Genomic DNA, 18,841 nt, shown 5'->3' with positions numbered 1-18,841 from the left:
ATGCGTCACGCCTCTCGACGCGACGTCCGGCAGCGGACTCCCCCCACTGACCCGTCCACCTTGCCATCGGATTCCGCCGCCGCGGGCGAGAGCTTGGTCACTCGGCAGCCCGGTCGCTCCCCCGACTGGTCACGAGCCTGGGCACGCGACTGGTCACGCGCCTGCCAGGTCACCCGCCGCGCGGGTCCCGTGCAACTCGGACCGAGTGCCGTGCGTCTCACTACACGTGGTGGGGCACACCCCCAGGCGCACCCCCCGCCGCTCGTCCGCGCAACCTTCCGACCGAGAGGTTTCCGATGAGCACGCACCGGACGCACCGCCGCAGAGCGCGGCTCGCCCTCGCGGCCGCCGTCACCGTGACGGCGGCCCTCACCGGCACGGCGTCACAGGCCGCGCCCTCCGCATCCGGGGCACCCTCGCCCGGCGCGCCCGGCCTGGGAGACCCGATGTTCCCGCTGGACGGGAACGGCGGCTACCGGGTCGACCGCTACACCCTGGACTTCGACTGGCAGGCGCCGAGGACACCGTTCGAGGCGACGGCGACGATCAAGGCCACCGCCACGCAGTCGCTGTCCCGCTTCAACCTGGACTTCGGGGGCAACACCCTGCACGGCGTACAGGTCGACGGTTCCTCCGCGCGCACCTCCCGCGCCGGGGACGAGCTGACGGTCACGCCCAAGTCCCCCATCGCCAAGGGCCGTTCGTTCACCGCCAAGGTCACGTACACCGCCGACCCGACGCAGACGCGCCACCGCGACGACGCCATCGAGGACTACGGCTGGATACCCACGGCCGACGGCACGGTGGTCTATCCGCAGCCGAACGGGGCCCGGCTGATCTTCCCGGCGAACGACCACCCCAGCCAGCGGGCACCGATCACCTTCCGCATCACCACGCCGAAGGATCTGACGGCCGTCGCCAACGGCAAGCTGGTGAACCGCGCGGAACGCCCCGGTGACCGGGTGCGCTGGACGTACGACTCCGAACAGCCGCTCTCCACCCAGCTGGTGCAGATGGCGGTCGGCAGGTTCAAGCTGATCGACGGCAAGGGGCCGGGCGGTCTGCCGCTGCGGGACGTGGTCCCGGACGCGCTGGTCGAACCGACGGCCGAGTACCGGCGGCTCACTCCCGACCACCTCGCCTGGCTCCAGGAGAAGCTGGGCCCCTACCCCTTCAACCGCTACGGCCTCCTGGTCGGCGACACGGACCTGGCCGTCGCCCTGGAGACCCAGACGCTCTCGCTCATCCCGAAGGCGGACCTCCTCGGCACCAAGGTCGACGCCGAGCGGAACATGGTGCACGAGCTGACCCACCAGTGGTTCGGCGACAGCGTCGCCCTGAAGAGCTGGTCCGACCTGTGGGTGAGCGAGGGGCACGCCCGCTTCTACGAGCGGATGTACTCCGAGGAGCACGGCGGCGACAGCTTCGAGGCCGCCATGAAGACGGCCTACGCGGCGCACGACCAGTGGCGGCACGACGTCGGCGCCCCCGCGGAGCCGACCGAGCCGAACCTCTTCAAGCGCATGCGGTACGACGGCTCGGCCCTGGTCCTGTACGCCCTGCGGGAGCAGGTCGGCGAGGCGAAGTTCGAGAAGATCGAGCGAGCGTGGGTGACCGGCTTCCGCGGAAAGACCGCCAGCACCCAGCAGTTCATCGACCTGGCGTCGAAGGTCGCGGGCGAGGACCTGGAAGGCTTCCTGCGGCCATGGCTGTACGGCTCGAAGACCCCGCCGATGCCGGGGCACCCGGACTGGGTGGTGGATCCGGTGCAGGGCTGAGAGAGGGCCGGGTCCGTCGTCTGGCGGCGGCGTTCGTGTGAAGCGGCCTGTCGGACGCCTGTGCCGCCCGATCGGCGTGCGGCCCGGGCCTACGGTGGGTTCCCCGTCGAACTGGGAGGTCTCATGCCGGACCACGAGCAGGAGCAGAAGCGACCCGCGTTGCTGGGCACGGAGATGCGGGAGGCGACACTGCCCGACGGTTCTCAGGCGGTGATCGTCGTACAGGCCGGAACCTCCCAGACCGAGGTGGACGAAAAGGCGGCCCGTTTGCGCCGGGGCACACCGGAGGCGAGGTAGCTACGCGACCGACCGGTGAGCACGTAGACGGCCCTTCCCGCTCGTCCGGGAGGGGCCGTCTCCCTCGTCAATGATCGGCTCAGCCCTGTCGGTTACCATCCCCAGGTCATGAACTGAGCATGCTCTGCGGCCTGCCGTGTACAGCAGTCGGGCCACGGGAGGGAGAGCCGTGTCCGAGGGCGACCTCACGGTCGACTACGAGTTCCTGAGCAGTTGCGAACGCCAACTCGGCAATTTGCGCACGACGTTCAAGGACATCGAGAACCGTCGTGACGACATGGAGAAGCACTGGGGCGCCGGGAGCATCGCGGACGCCATGGGCGATTTCGTCGACAACTGGGACGACTACCGCACCAGGCTCATCGAAGGCCTGGAGTCGACGGGCAAGCTCGTGGCGGAGACGAAGAAGGCCTTCGAGAAACTGGACGAGGAACTCGAGAAGCAGACCAAAGGCAAGGGCAAGGGCGGGGGGAAAGGCCAGTGACCACCGCGGCATCGAAGCGCCGCCCCGTCGACTGGGACCCGCTGTGCGAGTCCGACCCCGTTCCCGGCGACCCGGAGGAGATCCGGGAAGAGGTCCGGCACATGGTCTCGGTCGCCGAGAAGCTGCGCACGCAGGCGAAGAACCTCAAGGCCATCTCGGACGAGGACAAACTCAAGGGAAAGTACGTCCAGCGTCTGCGCGAGGACTCCGGCACGCTGGAGAAGCACATGCGGGAGGTGGCGTCCCGTTACGAGCGGGTACACGGACACCTCACCAAGTGGGCGAACAAGCTGGAGGACCACCAGGGCGACGCCGACCGGATCCTGCGCGAGGCCAAGGAGGCACACGCGGAGGCCGAGCGGGAGAAGGCCAAGGACGCCGAGAAGGCGGACAAGGACAAGAAGCCGAACCCGTCGGTGAGCGGAACTGATCACGACCCGCTGCAGACGTACAGAAGCCGCCTGGGCACCGTCACCGGTAATCGCGACAGCGACGCTGGCGACTATGCCGGCAAGATCAACGATGAGATCGACGATGTCATCGAGGACTCTTGGTGGGACAACGTCAAGGGTTGGGTCCATGACTATGCGGACGAAATCAAGGCATTCATCGATGTTCTCGGCTGGGTGGCGACCTTCGCGGGCTTCTTGGCGCTCGCCATTCCCGGTCTGAACTTGCTCGTTGCGGGCATCGCATTGCTCACGATCGCACTCAGACTCCTTCTGGTGGCATCCGGGGATGCCTCCTGGATGGATGTCATCTTCGACGTCGTGGGCGGCCTGCTCGTGGTGGGCGGCCTCGGGGCCGCCGCGAAGCTCGCCAGTGGCGCGAAGGCCACCGTGGGCGCCGCTCAGGCCGCCCGGACGGCAGGCCTGAGCCGAGGGCTCAGCGGCGTCAAGGGCGTCTTGGACGACATGGGGCGGGTGATGAACAAACTGCCAGATGGGCTGGGGCGGCAAGCCATCGGTACGTCGCGCAATGCCATCCGCAAGTCCATCTCCCAGAACGTCGGTCTGGTGGCCAAGGGGCCGCTGAGGGTCAGCCCGCTCTCGACTCTGCTGCATCTCGGCGACAAGGAGATGGCAGGCATGGCGAAGATGTTGCAGGCGAACAAGGCAACCTTCCCGGCCGCCGCGGGGGCGGCCGCGGACAAGGCGTACAAGTCCTACCAGGTGGGCCTTGGCCTTGCCTGGGGCGGCATGGTGATGGACGTCACGGACAAGGCGCTGGGCAAGAGTGACCTGACAAGCTGGACGCACGAAAATCTCGGGACCGGCGAGAAGCCGTTCAACGAGGGTTACTCCGACTTCAAGGACAACACCTTTAAACCCGCCCCCGACACACACTGGTAGCGACACGAGAATTCCCGGAGCGACGAATCCCGCAGGCCTGCCCCTACCCCACCCCTGAGGATCCTCCATGGACCTGTACTCGGCGCAACGCATCGCCGAGGCCGAAGCCGCCCGCACCGGACTCGGCACCGGCCCCAACCGACGGCTCCGGCTGACCCTCTTCATCGGAATGCCGATGGTCTTTCCACTGATCGGCATCATGATCCTGTTGCCCAAGTTCCTGAGGGACGACGCACTCCACATCTACCAGGCCGGGATCCTCGGCTGTCTCCTGCACTACGCCTGGGTCTTCGTGAAATACCCGCGCTACGCGGAGCGTCCGCCCTACCTCACCCGGGATCTCGCCATGGGCGGCGGCTTCTTCCTGCCCTCGTTGATGCTCGGCTTCTGGCCCGGCATGATCGCCGCCCCGGCGTGGGCGCTCTTCGTCGGCGTCACCTATGTCGTGGAAGGGATGCGGGAGCACCGTGGCCACCGCTGAGCAGCATCGAGCCCCGACCGGCTTCAACCTGGTGCCGCCGCCCGGCTGGGACGTCATTCCGCTGCACTCGGGTACCGAGGAGGCGATGGACCGCATCGTCCGCAAGGCGATCTCGCAGTTGCCCGTCGGCTTCCCCAAGGACGACATCCCGAAGGCCCGGCTGAAGCTCACCCAGGAGATGAAGAAGGTCGTACGTCGGGCAAGCGCCAAGGGAGGCATGACCCTCTACCTCCCCACCGAACGGCTCCACGGCGTCGCGCTGCCCGTCTCGATCGTCGCCTCGGAACCGATCGAGATTCCGAGGGTCAGGCCCGAGAGCGGCCCGGAAGCTGTCCTGCTGGCGCTCGCCTCCGAGACTCCCGGAGCCGAGGTGCGGGAGCTCGACGAGACCGCGGCGCTGCGCTCGGAGCGAGACGTCCCCGCCGATCCCGCCCAGGGCGTCGACGTCGCTCACCGTCAGGTCGAGTACTTCGTGCCGGTCCCGGACAGCGCCCCCGACCAGTACCTCACGTTCTCCTTCAGCGCACTGATCGCGCCGGGCTCGGACTCCGCTTTCTACGACACCCTCGTGGAGCTGTTCGACGCCGTCATGGGCACCTTCCGCTGGAGCTATGCCTAAAGGCTCCCCTCTGCCCGCGCCCCCGACGAAAGAGACCGCCCAATGTCCGAAGGCACTCTCTGGAGCACCGATCTCGGGGCTCAGCTCCACATCGACACGGATGCCAACCCCGATCTCTGGGGCTACCTCTGGCTGCAGATGGACAGGAAGACGTTCAAGGAGTGGCTGGACCCGCACTTGACCGGTCTGGCCATCGTCCACGGCATCGAACTCACCCGCAAACTCCGCCGATTCCACAAGAACTTCTACGAGCAGACGGTGGTGACCCTCCGGGACAAGCTTGAAGCCGACGAGGCGTTCATCTATCACCCCGTCCCGCTCACCTACATGCCCCTGGTCATGCACGCCACCCGCATCCACTGCGACGCCCCTGACGCCGCCTCCTGCGAGGGGCTCACCGCGCCCGCCGTGCCGCACCCGGAGATCCCCGAGTGGCAGCAGCGATCCGGCAGCATCGCCTTCGCCTCGCCGTATCTGGGCGCGGACGGGGTTCGGGTCACCCGTTCCTACCCGGCGGACAGCACCATCATGATGACCTCGGTGACGTACCACTGGCACACCCCGCCCGGCCTCCCCGACGTCTGTCTGCGCGGGCACCACGACGATCCGGAAGTGATCGCCGCGGTCATGGAGCCCCTGGACGCCTTTGCGCGGACGCTGCGGCTTCCCGTGACGGCTCAGTGACCGGCGGTCGACGCCCCATGGGAAGGCCCCCTCTCCGGTGAGTGGAGAGGGGGCCTTCGCGCTGCCTCAGTGGATTCCCACGTCCGCCAGCGCCGCCTTCTGCTTCGCGGAGAGTTTCACCGGGAAGTACAGGTAGCAGACGCCTCCTGTGCCGGAGACGACCTTCCCCGTGGCGTTGTAGCGCTTCGTCCTGAGCCAGATGTTCTCCCACTCGCGCCGTTTGTAGACCCGGCGCACCGCCTCATTGGTCGGCGACGCGGGATCGTTGGCGATCACGTCACCCTTCGACGTGAAGCCGATCACCGTCATCAGGTGACCCGCCGTGCCGTAACCCGCGCCCGTCAGCTCCTCCTTGAGGAACGACTGTGACGTTATGGCCGGGATGCCGACGGCGATCAGTGACTCCAGTTCGGTGAGCGAGGCGAGGCGGGTGACGACGCCCTGCATGTCCTTGTACGTCGACGCGTAGGCCGCGTTGAAGGGCCAGTTGCCGCAGCCCGCGTACTGGTAGTCGAAGGTGTGGCGAGCCGCGTGGCACACCTGCGGGTCGGCGTAGGACGGGTCGACCCAGGCGAGGTCGTCGGCGGTCGGTTTGCGGCCCCAGAACTCTATGATCATCTGCGAGGAGGTCGGGCTGCACCAGGCCTCGCCGCCGTTGTCGTACTCCGGGTACTGGCCGACGTGGGTCTCCTGCGAGTAGCGCGGGACCTTCAGCTCCTTGGTCACCCCCGGCTCGGACGCCGGGACGGTGAAGCGGTCGGGGACGGCGGACGCCATCGCGCCGAGCCGCCACACGGTGGGGGTCACGGTGGCATCCGGCTTGCGGTACAGGGTCAGGCGCAGTCGGTACGAGGCGAGGCGCAGGCCCGTCGTCGTGTCGTCGATGGAGAAGGTGTCCGTCCAGATGCTCGACTTCCCGTCGCTCTGGTCGTCGACCGACGTACGGCGGATGTCCTTCTCCTTGTCGTCGCCCGCGGTCCAGCGGCCGAGGACGTACCAGGGAGTCTTCGTCTTGTCCGAGTACGTTCCCTGGAGCTCCACCTGGAGCCACGTCCCGGTGGGCGTGCGCGCGTTCCAGGAGGCGACGACCTCCGTCGCGGGGACGGTCGGGCGGTGCACGGGCGAGGTCCACCGGGCGTACTCCCAGGTGGCGGTCTTGCCGGTGTGCGGATCGGCGTAGTCGGTGCGGCCCGCGGCCTCGGCGATCTCCACGCCGGGGCGGGCTCCGGCGACGGCACGGGTGCCTTCGGCGGTGCCGGCGCTCCAGTCGGCGTGCGAGGTCCAGAAGCGGTTGCTCACGGGCCGCTTCGCGCGCGGGGCGCCGCTCAGGCCGGTCGAGGCGAGCGCGGGGCTCGCCGTGGCGGCGAGTGCGGCCACGGCGGCGGCCGTGGCGAGGATGGTTCTGCGGGACATGTCATCAGCTCGGTCCATGGCGGGACCCCCAGTCGACGTGGGCTCCGGACGGGTCCGGAAGGGGCAGGTCAGATGCACGGCGGTAGGCCAACTATGGCTCCTGTACGCCGACTTCTGCCAGCGCTTCGACCACCACCGCGTCCGCCAATATTGGCCTCGACCACTGGCGTGAGCTGGGACGGCGCGCGGAGTACGGGATTCCGCACCCGTACGCTTGCCCGTGATGACCGCACACGCCACTCCCACTCCCCTGTCACGCGTCGCCGCGGAACTGCTGCGCCTGCCGCCCTCCTGCGGCCCCGTCCGCCTCGTCGCCGTCGACGGGCACGCGGGCTCCGGCAAGTCCACGTTCGCCGACCGCCTCGCGGAGGCACTCGGCGGTGCGCCCGTCCTGCGCCTCGACGACATCGCGAGCCACGACGCGCTGTTCGACTGGACGGAGCGGCTGCGACGGCAGGTGATCCTGCCGCTCTCGCGCGGCGCGACGGCGCGCTACGAGACGTACGACTGGCACGCGCGCCGCTTCGGCCCCGGGACGCGCGTCCTGCCGCCCGCGCCCGTGATCCTCGTCGAGGGGGTCGGCGCGGGCCGCCGCGCGCTCCGCCCGTTCCTGGCACGGCTGCTGTGGATGGAGCTGCCCCGCGATGAGGCCTGGGGCAGGGGGCGCCGCCGGGACGGGGCGGTCCAGAGCGACTTCTGGGACGGATGGGAGCCCGCGGAGCGCCGGCACTTCGCGGAAGACCCTTCGCGCCCCTTCGCTCAGTCTTTGGTGCGACAGTGGCGCGAGGGATATCAGGTGCTGCAGGGACCGAATGAGCCGCCTGCGCACAACCAAACGGTCACGCAGAGTGAGGGACCGGAGGCGGTCAGCTGACCCTCGCGAAGAGCGCTCCCAGAACTTCGCGCCAGTTTCCATGAGTGCCTCAACTCGGCTTGACCGAGGGCCCTTACAGGACTTACGTTCTGAATGTGCGGCCTTTCGGGGTCGCCCGCAGACGCGAAGCCCCCGGTTGTTCCCCCGTGATCGGGGGCTTCGTTCTGCCCTGCATCCTCGCATTCCGGACGCCGCGAGCCGCCTTTCGCTCACCCTCGGTGACGAAGAGGCCCCCTTCCCCCTGCCTGATCCCGCGCTGCGGCACCCTACGGCCGAGTGCTCCCCCGCAGGTACGATGCCTTTCGGAGCGACTTACGGACGGCTGCTCCGCGCGCCGGTACAACGTCCGTCCGCAGCACGGAGGTTCAGCGAAGTTTGCCGACGGGCACCGGTCCGGCGGTACACAAACGGGGGCACGGTTTGTGGGGGACGTGATGGACTTCGACGCGGTGGGCTCACCCGCCCCGGCCGACCTCGCCTGGCTGAGGGGCGTCGACGCCTACACGATGGGCGCTTATCCGCAGGCGGAGGAGGAGTTCCGGGCTGCGGTGCGGATGGATCCGGGGATGGCCGACGGCTGGCTCGGACTGCACGCGCTGCGCATCGACACGACGACGGCGCTGCTCCGGATGTTCCAGCACCGGGACAGGTTCGGGGAACAGCGCACCCGGCACGGTCGCACGCTCAACTCCTGGTACTGGCTGGGCTGGTGGGTGCAGCCCGTCCTGGAGAGCACGCGTGACCTGCTGCTCGCGCACGCCTCGCACTGGCTGGACGGACGCCATGTCCCGGAGCTCGACCGGGCGTTGGCGGGTCTGCCGCCGGTGGACGCGGATCCACAGGTGCGCTTCCTGCACGCCTGCCGCTCCTATCTGGTCAAGGACTGGGAGCAGTTGGTCCGCCACACGGACTCGCTGATCGACGACGCGATGCTGGGCATCGAGGCCGGCCTCTTCGGAGGCATGGCCCGCGTACGCCTGGAGATGTACGGCCAGGCCGAGCCGCTGCTCTCCGCGGCCCTGATGCGGTGCCGCAGCGAGCAGCCGCAGCGCAAGGAGCTCCGCTACTGGCTGGCCCGCGCGCACGAGGGCACGGGCCGCTCGGCGGCGGCCCTGCCGCTCTACCGCGCGGTGCACCGGGTGGACCCCTCCTTCATGGACACCTCCGCGCGCCTCGCGGCGATCTCCGAGGGCGACGGGTACGACGAGGTCACCGACCTGGCGGCGATCGCCCTGACCGGCTTCGGGCAGGACGTGATGGACGGCCCCGACGGCATCGATCCGCTCTTCGGCACGGAAGGCCGCGACCTGAAGGTCACCGGGCCCGAACTGCCGCCCACCGGCGGCCCCGCCGAGGCCGACTCGGTGCGCGAGAAGGCCGTGATCCCCATCCAGCCGGGGCTGCCGCAGTTGCCGCCCGGACCCACCGACCCCGCCCTCCTGGAGGCCGCGCTCGCCGAGCTGGAGGGGATGGTCGGCCTCGAACCGGTCAAGCGGCAGGTCAAGGCACTCTCGGCGCAGCTGAACATGGCGCGCCTGCGGGCCGCGCAGGGGCTTCCCGTGCAGCCGCCGAAACGACACTTCGTCTTCTCCGGCCCCTCGGGCACCGGCAAGACCACCGTGGCCCGCATTCTTGGGCGCGCGTTCTACGCTCTGGGCCTGCTCGGCGGCGACCACCTGGTGGAGGCACAGCGCGCCGACCTGGTCGGCGAGTATCTGGGCCAGACCGCCGTGAAGGCCAACGAACTGATCGACTCGGCGATCGGCGGCGTCCTCTTCGTGGACGAGGCCTACTCCCTGTCCAACTCCGGCTACGGCAAGGGCGACGCGTACGGCGACGAGGCCCTCCAGGTCCTGCTCAAGCGCGCCGAGGACAACCGCGACCACCTCGTCGTCATCCTCGCGGGCTACCCCGAGGGCATGGACCGCCTCCTGGCCGCCAACCCGGGGCTCTCGTCCCGCTTCACGACCCGCGTGGACTTCCCCTCGTACCGCCCCCTGGAGCTCACCTCCATCGGTGAGGTCCTGGCCGCCGACAACGGCGATGTCTGGGACGAGGAGGCGCTGGACGAGCTGCGCTCCATCAGCGGGCACGTGGTCGACCAGTCGTGGATCGACGAGCTGGGCAACGGCCGCTTCCTGCGCACGCTCTACGAGAAGAGCTGCGCCTACCGCGACCTGCGACTCTCCGGCTATCCCGGCGAGCCGAGCCGTGACGATCTGTCGACCCTGCGGCTGCCCGACCTGATGCAGGCGTACGGCGAGGTGCTTTCGGGGCGGGGGCCGCAGGACCCGCCGAGGGTCTGAGGCCCCCGCCCCGCGCTCACACCAGGGCGCCGTCCCGGGTCTCCTGGGGCACGCGGGGCACGGCGACCCGGTGCGCCGGGTCGCGGACCTCCCCGACCAGGAGTTCCAGTACGTCCTCCAGGGCGACCAGGCCGAGCACCTTGCCCGACGCGTCGGCGACCTGCGCCAGGTGCGTCGCGGCGCGGCGCATCACCGTCAGGGCGTCGTCCAGCGGAAGCTCGGCGCGCAGCGTCGTCATCGGGCGCCAGACCTGCTGCGGCACCGCGCGGTCGTTGTCCGCGCCCTCGGTGAGGTCGAGTACGTCCTTCACGTGGAGGTAGCCCATGAAGGCGCCGTTCTCCGCGCGGACCGGGAAGCGGGAGTAGCCCGTGCGCCCGGTGAGCTCGATGACCTGCGCCGGGGTGACCCCCGCGCCCACGGTCACCAGCGACGCCCGGTCGAGCAGGACGTCCGTCACCGGGCGCGAGCCCAGCTCCAGGGCGTCCTCGAGGCGCTCCTGCTCCTCGGGTTCGAGCAGTCCCGCCTGGCCCGAGTCACCGACGAGGCGGTTGAGCTGCTCGCTGGTGAAGACGGCCTCGACCTCGTCCTTGGGCTCGACCCCGAAGAGCTTGAGCACGACCCGCGCGCACGCCCCGAGCGCCACCGTGACCGGACGGCAGAGGCGGGCGAAGGCGACGAGGCCGGGGCTGAACCAGAGCGCGGTCTTCTCCGGGGCGGCCATCGCGAGGTTCTTCGGGACCATCTCGCCGACGACGAGGTGCAGGAAGACCACCACGGCGAGCGCGATGGCGTACCCGAGCGGATGGATCGCCCCTTCGGGGACGCGCGCCGCCTCGAAGACGGGTTCCAGGAGGTGCGCCACGGTGGGCTCGGCGACCGCGCCGAGCGTCAACGAGCACACGGTGATGCCGAATTGGGCGGCCGCCATCATCTGCGGCAGATGTTCCAGGCCGTAGAGCACCTGGCGGGCCCGCTTGCCGTCCAGCGGTTCGATCTGGCTGCGGCGCACGGAGACGAGTGCGAACTCGGCCCCGACGAAGAAGCCGTTGGCGAGGACGAGCAGGAGGGCGAACAGAAGTTGCAGCACGCTCATCGGGCGGCCTCCGCCACGCTCAGGGGCTCTGTGACAGCCGCGGTCCGCACGAGCCGTACGCGCTCGGCGCGGTAGTGGTCCACCTGGCGCACCGCGAGCCGCCAGCCCGGGAGTTCGGCCCGGTCGCCGGGGACGGGGATGCGGCCGAGCAGGTCCGCGACGAGCCCCGCCACGGTCTCGTACGGCCCCTCGGGGACGTCGAGCCCTATCCGCTGGAGCGTGTCGACGCGGCAGCTGCCGTCGGCATCCCATGCGGGGCGGCCGTCCTCGGCCGGGGCCGCGGCGATCTCGGGCAGGTCGTGCAGGTCGTGCTCGTCGCGGACCTCGCCGACGAGCTCCTCCACGATGTCCTCCAGGGTGACCACGCCGGCCGTGCCGCCGTACTCGTCGACGACGACGGCGATCGGCTGCTGGCTGCGCAGCCGCTCCAGGAGCTGCCGCACGGGCAGCGTCTCCGGGACCAGGAGCGGTGCCTGCGCGATGCGGCCGACGGGTGCCCGCAGGCGCTCGTGGGCCGGTACCGCGAGGGCGTCCTTGAGGTGCACCATGCCGACGATCTCGTCGATCCGCTCGCGGTAGACGGGAAAGCGGGAGAGCCCGGTGGCGCGGGTCAGGTTCACCACGTCCTCGGCGGTCGCCGACGTCTGCAGCGCGCTGACCTTCACGCGCGGGGTCATGACGTGCTGCGCGGTCAGCTCACCCAGGGACAGCGTGCGGACGAACAGATCCGCCGTGTCCTGTTCCAGGGTGCCGGCCTGCGCCGAGTGCCGGGCGAGCGAGACCAGCTCACCGGGGGTGCGGGCCGAGGCCAGCTCGTCGGCGGGCTCGACGCCGAAGAGTCGTACCAGCCGGTTGGCCGTGGCGTTCAGGAGGGAGATCACGGGCCTGAAGACGCGTGAGAACACGTGCTGCGGGCCCGCGACGAACCGTGCGACCTGGAGCGGCTTGGACACCGCCCAGTTCTTGGGGACGAGCTCGCCGATCACCATCTGCACGGCCGATGCCAGGAGCATGCCGACGACCACGGAGACGCCCGGTACGGCGCCTTCGGGGAGGCCGGTCGCCGTGAAGGGGCCCGCGAGCAGATGCGCGAGGGCCGGTTCGGCGAGCATGCCCACCACGAGCGAGGTGATGGTGATGCCGAGCTGGGTGCCGGAGAGCTGGAAGGACAGCTCCTTGAGTGCGTCGACGACCGTACGGGCCCGTCGGTCGCCTTCGGCCGCGGCCTTCTCCGCGTCCGGGCGCTCCACGGTGACGAGCCCGAACTCGGCGGCCACGAAGAAGCCGTTGGCGAGAATCAGCAGGAATGCCGCCCCGAGAAGCAGCAGGGAGGTTGTCATGCCGCCGCCTCCCTGGTGTGTCCGGTCCCGGTATGTCGGGAGGGGGCGGCGCATGTACTACAGGACGAACCGTCCATCGCCGGAGGGAGTCACTCCTCGGGTAGCAGGAGCCCCTGTGGACCGGGCGGGCCCGACAGGGGCGGGGCGGCACACCTTGCGTGCCCCGCCACCAGATTAATCAAGACCCGGTTCGAAGCGTCAGCCCTGCGGGCCGCGGGCGTCGGCGAGGGCACGCAGCGCGCGGGCGTCGCTGATGGCCCGCTGCTTGGCGATGCCCGGCTGGATGCCCAGGGCGGGGAGACTGGTGCCGTCGCTGAGGTTGAGGAACACCCACGGGTCGCCGGGACGCAGGTTGACCTGGACGATCTCGGCCCAGGCGAGGCGCCTGCTGGTGACGATGTTGACGACCGTCACGCCGGACTCGTCGGCGACGACCTTGGGCCTGCTCAGGAGCATCAGGACACCGAAGAGCAGCACACCGGTGAAGATGAAGCTGAGCCGCTCCCCCGGGCTGAGACCCGGGATGAGCAGGGAGATCACCGTGAGGACCACCAGAATGGCGGCGCCCGCGGTGAGCAGGACGGCCCGGGTCCGGCTGGGCCGGAAGGTGACGGGCAGGGCGGGGAGCGCGGGAAGCTCGGACATGAGGCGGGTTCTCCTGCCGTTCAGAGGCGGCAGGCGTGGATGGCCGTGGTCAGGATGGCCCGCGCCCCGATGGCGTACAGGTCGTCCATGATCCGCTGCGCCTCCTTGGCCGGGACCATGGAGCGGACGGCGACCCAGCCCTCGTTGTGCAGGGGCGAGATCGTCGGCGACTCGAGGCCCGGGGTGAGGGCGACGGCCTGCTCCAGGTGCTCGGCACGGCAGTCGTAGTCCATCATCACGTACGACCGGGCGACCAGGACGCCCTGCAGGCGGCGCAGGAACTGCTGCACCTTCGGGTCGTCGGTGTCGGCTCCGGTGCGGCGGATGACGACCGCCTCGGACTTCATGATCGGCTCGCCGAACACCTCGAGGCCCGCGTTGCGCAGCGAGGTGCCGGTCTCCACGACGTCCGCGATGACCTGGGCGACGCCCAGCTCGATGGCGGTCTCGACGGCACCGTCCAGGTGGACGACGGAGGCGTCGATCCCGCTGTCCGCGAGGTGCTTGGCGACGATGCCCTCGTACGAGGTCGCGACCGTCTTGCCCGCGAGGTCCGCGATGGTGCTCGCGGTGCCCGGCTTGGCGGCGAAGCGGAAGGTGGAGCGGGCGAAGCCGAGCGGCAGGATCGTCTCGGCGTTCGCGCCGGAGTCGATCAGCAGGTCCTGGCCGGTGATGCCGATGTCGAGCTTGCCGGCCGAGACATAGATCGCGATGTCCTTGGGCCGGAGGTAGAAGAACTCCACCTCGTTGTCCGGGTCGACGAGGACGAGCTCCTTGGACTCCTTGCGCTGCTGGTATCCGGCCTCATGGAGCATCGCCGACGCAGGTCCGGACAGTGAACCCTTGTTGGGGACGGCGATGCGCAGCATGAGGTCGGATTCCTTTGCGTGACGGGAGAGTTGGGCGGAGGGGGCGTACGGCTCAGAGGTGGGCGTACACGTCGTCGAGGGAGATGCCGCGGGCGACCATCATCACCTGCACGTGGTAGAGGAGCTGGGAGATCTCCTCGGCCGCGGCTTCCTTGCCCTCGTGCTCGGCGGCCATCCAGACTTCGGCGGCCTCCTCGACGACCTTCTTGCCGATGGCATGGACGCCCTTGTCGACCAGCTCGGCGGTGCGCGACGTGGCGGGGTCGCCGTTGGCGGCCTTGTGCTGGAGCTCGGCGAAGAGCTCCTCGAAAGTCTTCTTGGACATGATGTCGCTTACTTTACGCGGCTCCCCGGCCCCGCTCACCGCCAGGGTTCGGAGATCGTACGCAGCGTGGTCGCGGTGGCGACGGCCGCGGTGACCGCTTCGTGCCCCTTGTCCTCGCGGGAGCCCTCGATGCCCGCCCTGTCCAGGGCCTGCTCCTCGGTGTCGCAGGTGAGGACGCCGAAGCCGATGGGCACTCCGGTGTCCACCGTGACCTGGGTCAGGCCCTGGGTGACGCCCTGGCACACGTACTCGAAGTGCGGGGTTCCGCCGCGGATGACGACGCCGAGCGCCACGATCGCGTCGTAGCCACGCCCCGCGAGGACCTTGGCGACGACCGGCAGCTCGAAGCTGCCGGGTACGCGCAGGACGGTCGGCTCGCTGATGCCGAGCTCGTGCAGGGCGCGCAGGGCGCCGTCGACGAGGCCGTCCATGACCTTCTCGTGCCACTGGGCTGCGATCACCGCGACCCGCAGGTCTCCGCAGTTCTTCACGCTCAGTTCGGGTGCACCCTTGCCGCTCACGCGCTTCTCCTGGTCGCTCGAAAGTTCTTTGTACGTTGGTTACTGGTTGCCGCAGGCGGACACCTCAGGGGTGTCGAGCCAGGGCAGGTCGTGGCCCATGCGGTCCCGCTTGGTGCGCAGGTACCGGAGGTTGTGCTCGCCCGCCGTGACCGCCATGGGCTCGCGTCCGGTCACCTTCAGGCCGTGCCGGATCACCGCGTCGGTCTTGTCGGGGTTGTTCGTCATCAGGCGCACGCTGCGGACGCCGAGGTCGTCCAGGATCCGCGCGCCCGCTCCGTAGTCCCGGGCGTCGGCGGGCAGGCCGAGTTCCAGGTTGGCGTCCAGGGTGTCGCTGCCTCGCTCCTGGAGCTCGTAGGCGCGCAGCTTGGAGAGCAGGCCGATGCCGCGCCCCTCGTGGCCGCGGAGGTAGACCACGATGCCGCGCCCCTCGTCCGTGATGCGCCGCATCGACGCCTCCAGCTGGGGGCCGCAGTCGCAGCGCAGCGAGTGGAAGACGTCGCCGGTCAGGCACTCGGAGTGCAGGCGGACCAGGACGTCGTCGCCCTCGCCGACCTCGCCGTGGACGAGGGCGACGTGCTCGACGCCGTCGACGGTGGAGCGGTAGCCGTACGCCGTGAACTCGCCGAAGGCGGTGGGCAGGTGGACCTCGGCCTCGCGGCGGACCGTCGGCTCGGAGCTGCCGCGGTAGGCGATCAGGTCCTCGATGGAGATGATCGTCAGGCCGTGCTTGCGGGCGAACGGGATCAGCTCCGGCAGGCGGAGCATCGTGCCGTCCTCGCCCGCGATCTCGACGATCGCGCCGGCCGGGCGCAGGCCCGCGAGGCGCGCCAGGTCGACCGCGGCCTCGGTGTGGCCGTTGCGGACCAGGACGCCGCCGGACTTGGCGCGCAGCGGGAAGATGTGGCCGGGGCGCACGAAGTCGGTGGGCTCGTACGTGCCCGCGGCGAGCATCTGGAGCGTGGTCGCGCGGTCGGCGGCCGAGATTCCGGTGGTGACGCCGTGCGCGCCGCTCGCGTCGACGGAGACGGTGAAGGCCGTCCGCATCGACTCGGTGTTGTTCTCGACCATCTGCGGGAGCTGGAGGCGGTCCAGCTCGTCGCCCTCCATGGGCGCGCAGATCAGGCCGCGGCACTCGCTCATCATGAAGGCGATGATCTCGGGCGTGGCCTTCTCGGCCGCGATGACGAGGTCGCCCTCGTTCTCCCGGTCCTCGTCGTCGACGACCACGACGGGCCGTCCGGCGGCGATGTCGCGGATGGCCGCCTCGACGGGGTCGAGGGCCAGGTCGGAGGCGTCTTCTTCGTGTCCCGTGCTGTACCAGACCGGTGCCGCGCTCATGCCGGGGCTCCTTCCATGTTGGGCTGCGAGGCCTGCGAGGACACAGTGCGCGACCGCAGCCACCAGTCGCGCATGCCCCACAGGACGAGCGCGAGGTAGATGACGTACACGAGGCCGGAGAAGGCGAGGCCGCTGCTGAACGCGAGCGGTACGCCGACCACGTCGACCAGGAGCCAGGCAAACCAGAACTCGACCAGACCGCGGGCCTGGGCGACCATCGCGGCGAGCGTGCCGACGAAGATGTAGGCGTCGGGCCAGGGGTTCCAGGACAGGTCGGGCACGGCGGAGAACAGGGCGCCGACCGCGAGGGTGCCGACAGCCGTGCCGCCGAGCAGTACCCCGCGCTCCTTCCAGGTGGCGAACCGGACGGCGATGGAGCCGTCCTGCGCCTGCTGCCTGCCGCTGGTCCACAGCCGCCAGCCCCACAGGGCGACGCCGATGACGAGCAGCTGCTTGCCGACGCCGCCGGAGAGCTGCGCCGAGGCGTAGGCGCCCACGAGGACGGCGCCGGAGAGCAGCTGGGCGGGCCAGGTCCATATGGAGCGCCGCCAGCCGAGGGCGAGGGCGATCAGGCCGATGGTGTTGCCCACCATGTCGGACCAGATCACGTGCTGCCCGAAGGCCGTGAAGGCTTCGGAGTTGAGCCAGTTCACTTCGTGGCCTCCTGAGCGGGAGCGGGAGCGGGAGCAGCGAGCACGCGGTCGCCGAGCATCCGCTCGACGTACTTCGCGATGACGTCCACCTCGAGGTTGACCGGGTCGCCGGGCTGCTTGATGCCGAGCGTGGTCAGGGCGAGGGTGGTGGGGATGAGGCTGATGGTGAAGTAGTCGATCCCGGCGTCGACCACCGTCAGGCTGACGCCGTCGACGGTGATGGAGCCCTTCTCGACCACGTACCGGGAGAGGTCCGCGGGGAGCGAGATCTTGACGATCTCCCAGTTCTCGGAGGGCATGCGCTCGACGATCTCGCCGGTGCCGTCCACGTGCCCCTGGACGATGTGGCCGCCCAGGCGGTCGCCCACGGCGGTGGGCCGCTCCAGGTTGACCCGCGATCCGGCCGCGAGCGCGCCCAGGCTGGAGCGGTTCAGGGTCTCGGCCATCACGTCGGCGGTGAACTCGTCGCCCTCGTGCTCCACGACCGTCAGACAGACGCCGTTGACCGCGATGGAGTCGCCGTGCTTGGCGCCCTCGGTGACGACGGGGCCGCGGACGCGGAAGCGGGACGCGTCGTCCAGGTTCTCGACGGCCTTGATCTCGCCCAGCTCTTCGACGATTCCGGTGAACACTTCAGTGCTCCTTCGCTACGAGGGTCGCGGTGACGCGCAGATCGGGGCCGATGCGGACGGTCTCGCTCACGTCGAGCCGCAACGCTTCGGTGATGGTCGTGATTCCGCCGCCGGTGAGGGCGGCGGGGCCCGCGCCGAGCAGGACGGGGGCGAGGTAGGCGATGACGCGGTCGACGGCGCCCGCGGCGACGAAGGCTCCGGCGAGCGTGGGCCCGCCTTCGAGGAGGACGGATCGCACCCCGCGCGCGTGGAGTTCGTCGAGGAGGGCGGGGATGTCCAACCCGCCGTCCGCGCGCGGGAGTCGGATCGTCTCGGCTTCGCCTCCCGGGGTGACGTTCTCGGCGACGGCGATGAGCGTGGGCGCCGCGTCGTCCAGGACGCGGGCGCCGGGCGCCACCGCGGTGCCGTTCGTGTCGACGACGACGCGCAGCGGCTGTACGGCGCCTTCGATGCCGCGCACGGCGAGGTGCGGGTCGTCGGCGCGCTGGGTGCCGGAGCCGACGACCACCGCGTCGCACGCGGCGCGCAGCCGGTGGACGTCGGCCCGGGCCTCGGCGGAGGTGATCCAGCGGCTGCTGCCGTCGGCGGCCGCGATGCGACCGTCGAGCGTCGCCGCGTACTTCCAGGTGACGTGGGGGCGGCCGAGGCGTACGGAGGTGAGCCAGGCGGCGTTGCCGACGGCGGCCTCGTCCTCGAGGAGGCCCGCCCGCACGTCGACGCCGGCGGTGCGCAGGCGCTGCGCGCCCCCGGTCGCGGTGGGGTTCGGGTCGCCGACCGCGTAGACGACGCGGGTGATCCCGGCGTCGATGAGCGCCTGGGCGCAGGGGCCGGTGCGTCCGGTGTGGTTGCAGGGTTCGAGGGTGACCAGGGCGGTGGCGCCGCGGGCCTGTTCGCCGGCCGCGCGCAGGGCGTGGACCTCGGCGTGCGGACCGCCGGCGCGCTGGTGGTGGCCCTCGCCGACGATCTCTCCGGAGGCGTCGATGATCACGCATCCGACGACCGGATTGGGGCTGGTGGAGCCGAGCCCGAGGGCGGCGAGCGAGATGGCACGGCGCATGGCGGCGAGCTCGTGCTCGTTCGCTGCTGTTGCGGGTGCGGTGGCCACCGGGTCCTCCTGCCTCATAAGGCACGGACTCC

General features: G+C 70.2%; 20 protein-coding genes. 9 read left to right on the top strand and 11 right to left on the bottom strand.

Annotated features, from left to right (window positions below; translation table 11 throughout):
- Positions 1-296: 296 nt before the first annotated feature.
- The 7 genes from ACWGIH_RS23350 to ACWGIH_RS23320 all read left to right on the top strand — a co-directional run bounded on the left by ACWGIH_RS23350 (position 297) and on the right by ACWGIH_RS23320 (position 5,695).
- A complete protein-coding gene (locus tag ACWGIH_RS23350) occupies positions 297-1,778 on the top strand; it encodes a M1 family metallopeptidase (RefSeq protein WP_453449811.1) in 1,482 nt (493 codons plus the stop codon).
- 123 nt (positions 1,779-1,901) lie between these two features.
- Positions 1,902-2,075, top strand: coding sequence for a hypothetical protein (locus ACWGIH_RS23345; RefSeq protein WP_453449810.1), 174 nt, complete (start codon positions 1,902-1,904; stop codon positions 2,073-2,075).
- 169 nt (positions 2,076-2,244) lie between these two features.
- Positions 2,245-2,559: a hypothetical protein gene (locus ACWGIH_RS23340; RefSeq protein WP_453449809.1), complete on the top strand. Its 315-nt coding sequence runs from the start codon at positions 2,245-2,247 to the stop codon at positions 2,557-2,559.
- A 101-nt stretch (positions 2,560-2,660) separates the two neighbouring features.
- The gene (locus ACWGIH_RS23335; RefSeq protein ID WP_453449808.1) at positions 2,661-3,911 is read left to right on the top strand and encodes a hypothetical protein; all 1,251 of its coding nucleotides are present in this window, start codon (positions 2,661-2,663) and stop codon (positions 3,909-3,911) included.
- A 67-nt stretch (positions 3,912-3,978) separates the two neighbouring features.
- Entirely contained in the window at positions 3,979-4,392 is a 414-nt protein-coding gene (locus ACWGIH_RS23330) for a hypothetical protein (protein WP_453449807.1), read from the top strand.
- A complete protein-coding gene (locus ACWGIH_RS23325; RefSeq protein WP_453449806.1) occupies positions 4,379-5,011 on the top strand; it encodes a hypothetical protein in 633 nt (210 codons plus the stop codon). The genes ACWGIH_RS23330 and ACWGIH_RS23325 overlap by 14 nt, the downstream gene beginning before the upstream one ends.
- A 42-nt stretch (positions 5,012-5,053) precedes the next feature.
- On the top strand, positions 5,054-5,695 hold the full coding sequence (locus ACWGIH_RS23320) for a hypothetical protein (RefSeq protein ID WP_453449805.1): 642 nt from the start codon (positions 5,054-5,056) through the stop codon (positions 5,693-5,695).
- 66 nt (positions 5,696-5,761) lie between these two features.
- On the opposite strand, the gene ACWGIH_RS23315 is transcribed toward ACWGIH_RS23320, so the two are convergent.
- A complete protein-coding gene (locus ACWGIH_RS23315) occupies positions 5,762-7,126 on the bottom strand; it encodes a peptidase C39 family protein (RefSeq protein WP_453449804.1) in 1,365 nt (454 codons plus the stop codon).
- Positions 7,127-7,331: 205 nt separating this feature from the next.
- Here ACWGIH_RS23315 and ACWGIH_RS23310 point away from each other — a divergent pair, with 205 nt between their 5' ends.
- The gene (locus ACWGIH_RS23310; protein ID WP_453449803.1) at positions 7,332-7,982 is read left to right on the top strand and encodes a uridine kinase family protein; all 651 of its coding nucleotides are present in this window, start codon (positions 7,332-7,334) and stop codon (positions 7,980-7,982) included.
- Between the two features lie 434 nt (positions 7,983-8,416).
- Entirely contained in the window at positions 8,417-10,288 is a 1,872-nt protein-coding gene (locus tag ACWGIH_RS23305; protein WP_453449802.1) for an AAA family ATPase, read from the top strand.
- Between the two features lie 16 nt (positions 10,289-10,304).
- Here ACWGIH_RS23305 and ACWGIH_RS23300 read toward each other — a convergent pair whose 3' ends face one another.
- From ACWGIH_RS23300 to ribD, 10 genes are all read right to left on the bottom strand, one after another.
- Positions 10,305-11,381 carry a hemolysin family protein gene (locus ACWGIH_RS23300; protein WP_453449801.1) on the bottom strand — a complete coding sequence of 359 codons (1,077 nt, stop codon included), beginning with the start codon at positions 11,379-11,381 and terminating at the stop codon, positions 10,305-10,307.
- On the bottom strand, positions 11,378-12,721 hold the full coding sequence (locus ACWGIH_RS23295) for a hemolysin family protein (RefSeq protein WP_453449800.1): 1,344 nt from the start codon (positions 12,719-12,721) through the stop codon (positions 11,378-11,380). The genes ACWGIH_RS23300 and ACWGIH_RS23295 overlap by 4 nt, the downstream gene beginning before the upstream one ends.
- 198 nt (positions 12,722-12,919) lie before the next feature.
- Complete coding sequence (locus ACWGIH_RS23290; protein ID WP_453449799.1) at positions 12,920-13,366, bottom strand: PH domain-containing protein; 447 nt, start codon at positions 13,364-13,366, stop codon at positions 12,920-12,922.
- Positions 13,367-13,386: 20 nt separating this feature from the next.
- Positions 13,387-14,235, bottom strand: coding sequence for an ATP phosphoribosyltransferase (gene hisG / locus ACWGIH_RS23285; RefSeq protein ID WP_453449798.1), 849 nt, complete (start codon positions 14,233-14,235; stop codon positions 13,387-13,389).
- Positions 14,236-14,287: 52 nt separating this feature from the next.
- Positions 14,288-14,560, bottom strand: a complete 273-nt coding sequence (locus tag ACWGIH_RS23280; protein WP_135330016.1) for a phosphoribosyl-ATP diphosphatase — start codon at positions 14,558-14,560, stop codon at positions 14,288-14,290.
- 35 nt (positions 14,561-14,595) lie between these two features.
- Positions 14,596-15,081: a 6,7-dimethyl-8-ribityllumazine synthase gene (gene ribH, locus ACWGIH_RS23275; protein WP_363211056.1), complete on the bottom strand. Its 486-nt coding sequence runs from the start codon at positions 15,079-15,081 to the stop codon at positions 14,596-14,598.
- Positions 15,082-15,120: 39 nt separating this feature from the next.
- Positions 15,121-16,419, bottom strand: coding sequence for a bifunctional 3,4-dihydroxy-2-butanone-4-phosphate synthase/GTP cyclohydrolase II (locus ACWGIH_RS23270; RefSeq protein ID WP_453449797.1), 1,299 nt, complete (start codon positions 16,417-16,419; stop codon positions 15,121-15,123).
- A complete protein-coding gene (locus tag ACWGIH_RS23265; RefSeq protein ID WP_453449828.1) occupies positions 16,416-17,012 on the bottom strand; it encodes a nicotinamide mononucleotide transporter family protein in 597 nt (198 codons plus the stop codon). Before ACWGIH_RS23265 ends, ACWGIH_RS23270 begins: the two co-directional genes overlap by 4 nt.
- A gap of 56 nt (positions 17,013-17,068) precedes the next feature.
- Positions 17,069-17,704, bottom strand: a complete 636-nt coding sequence (locus ACWGIH_RS23260) for a riboflavin synthase (RefSeq protein WP_453449796.1) — start codon at positions 17,702-17,704, stop codon at positions 17,069-17,071.
- Position 17,705: 1 nt separating this feature from the next.
- On the bottom strand, positions 17,706-18,827 hold the full coding sequence (ribD, locus tag ACWGIH_RS23255; RefSeq protein ID WP_453449795.1) for a bifunctional diaminohydroxyphosphoribosylaminopyrimidine deaminase/5-amino-6-(5-phosphoribosylamino)uracil reductase RibD: 1,122 nt from the start codon (positions 18,825-18,827) through the stop codon (positions 17,706-17,708).
- Between the last annotated feature and the right edge of the window lie 14 nt (positions 18,828-18,841).

The organism is Streptomyces sp. NPDC054872 (genome assembly GCF_053610705.1).
This window is presented reverse-complemented; position numbering and strand designations above follow the sequence as displayed.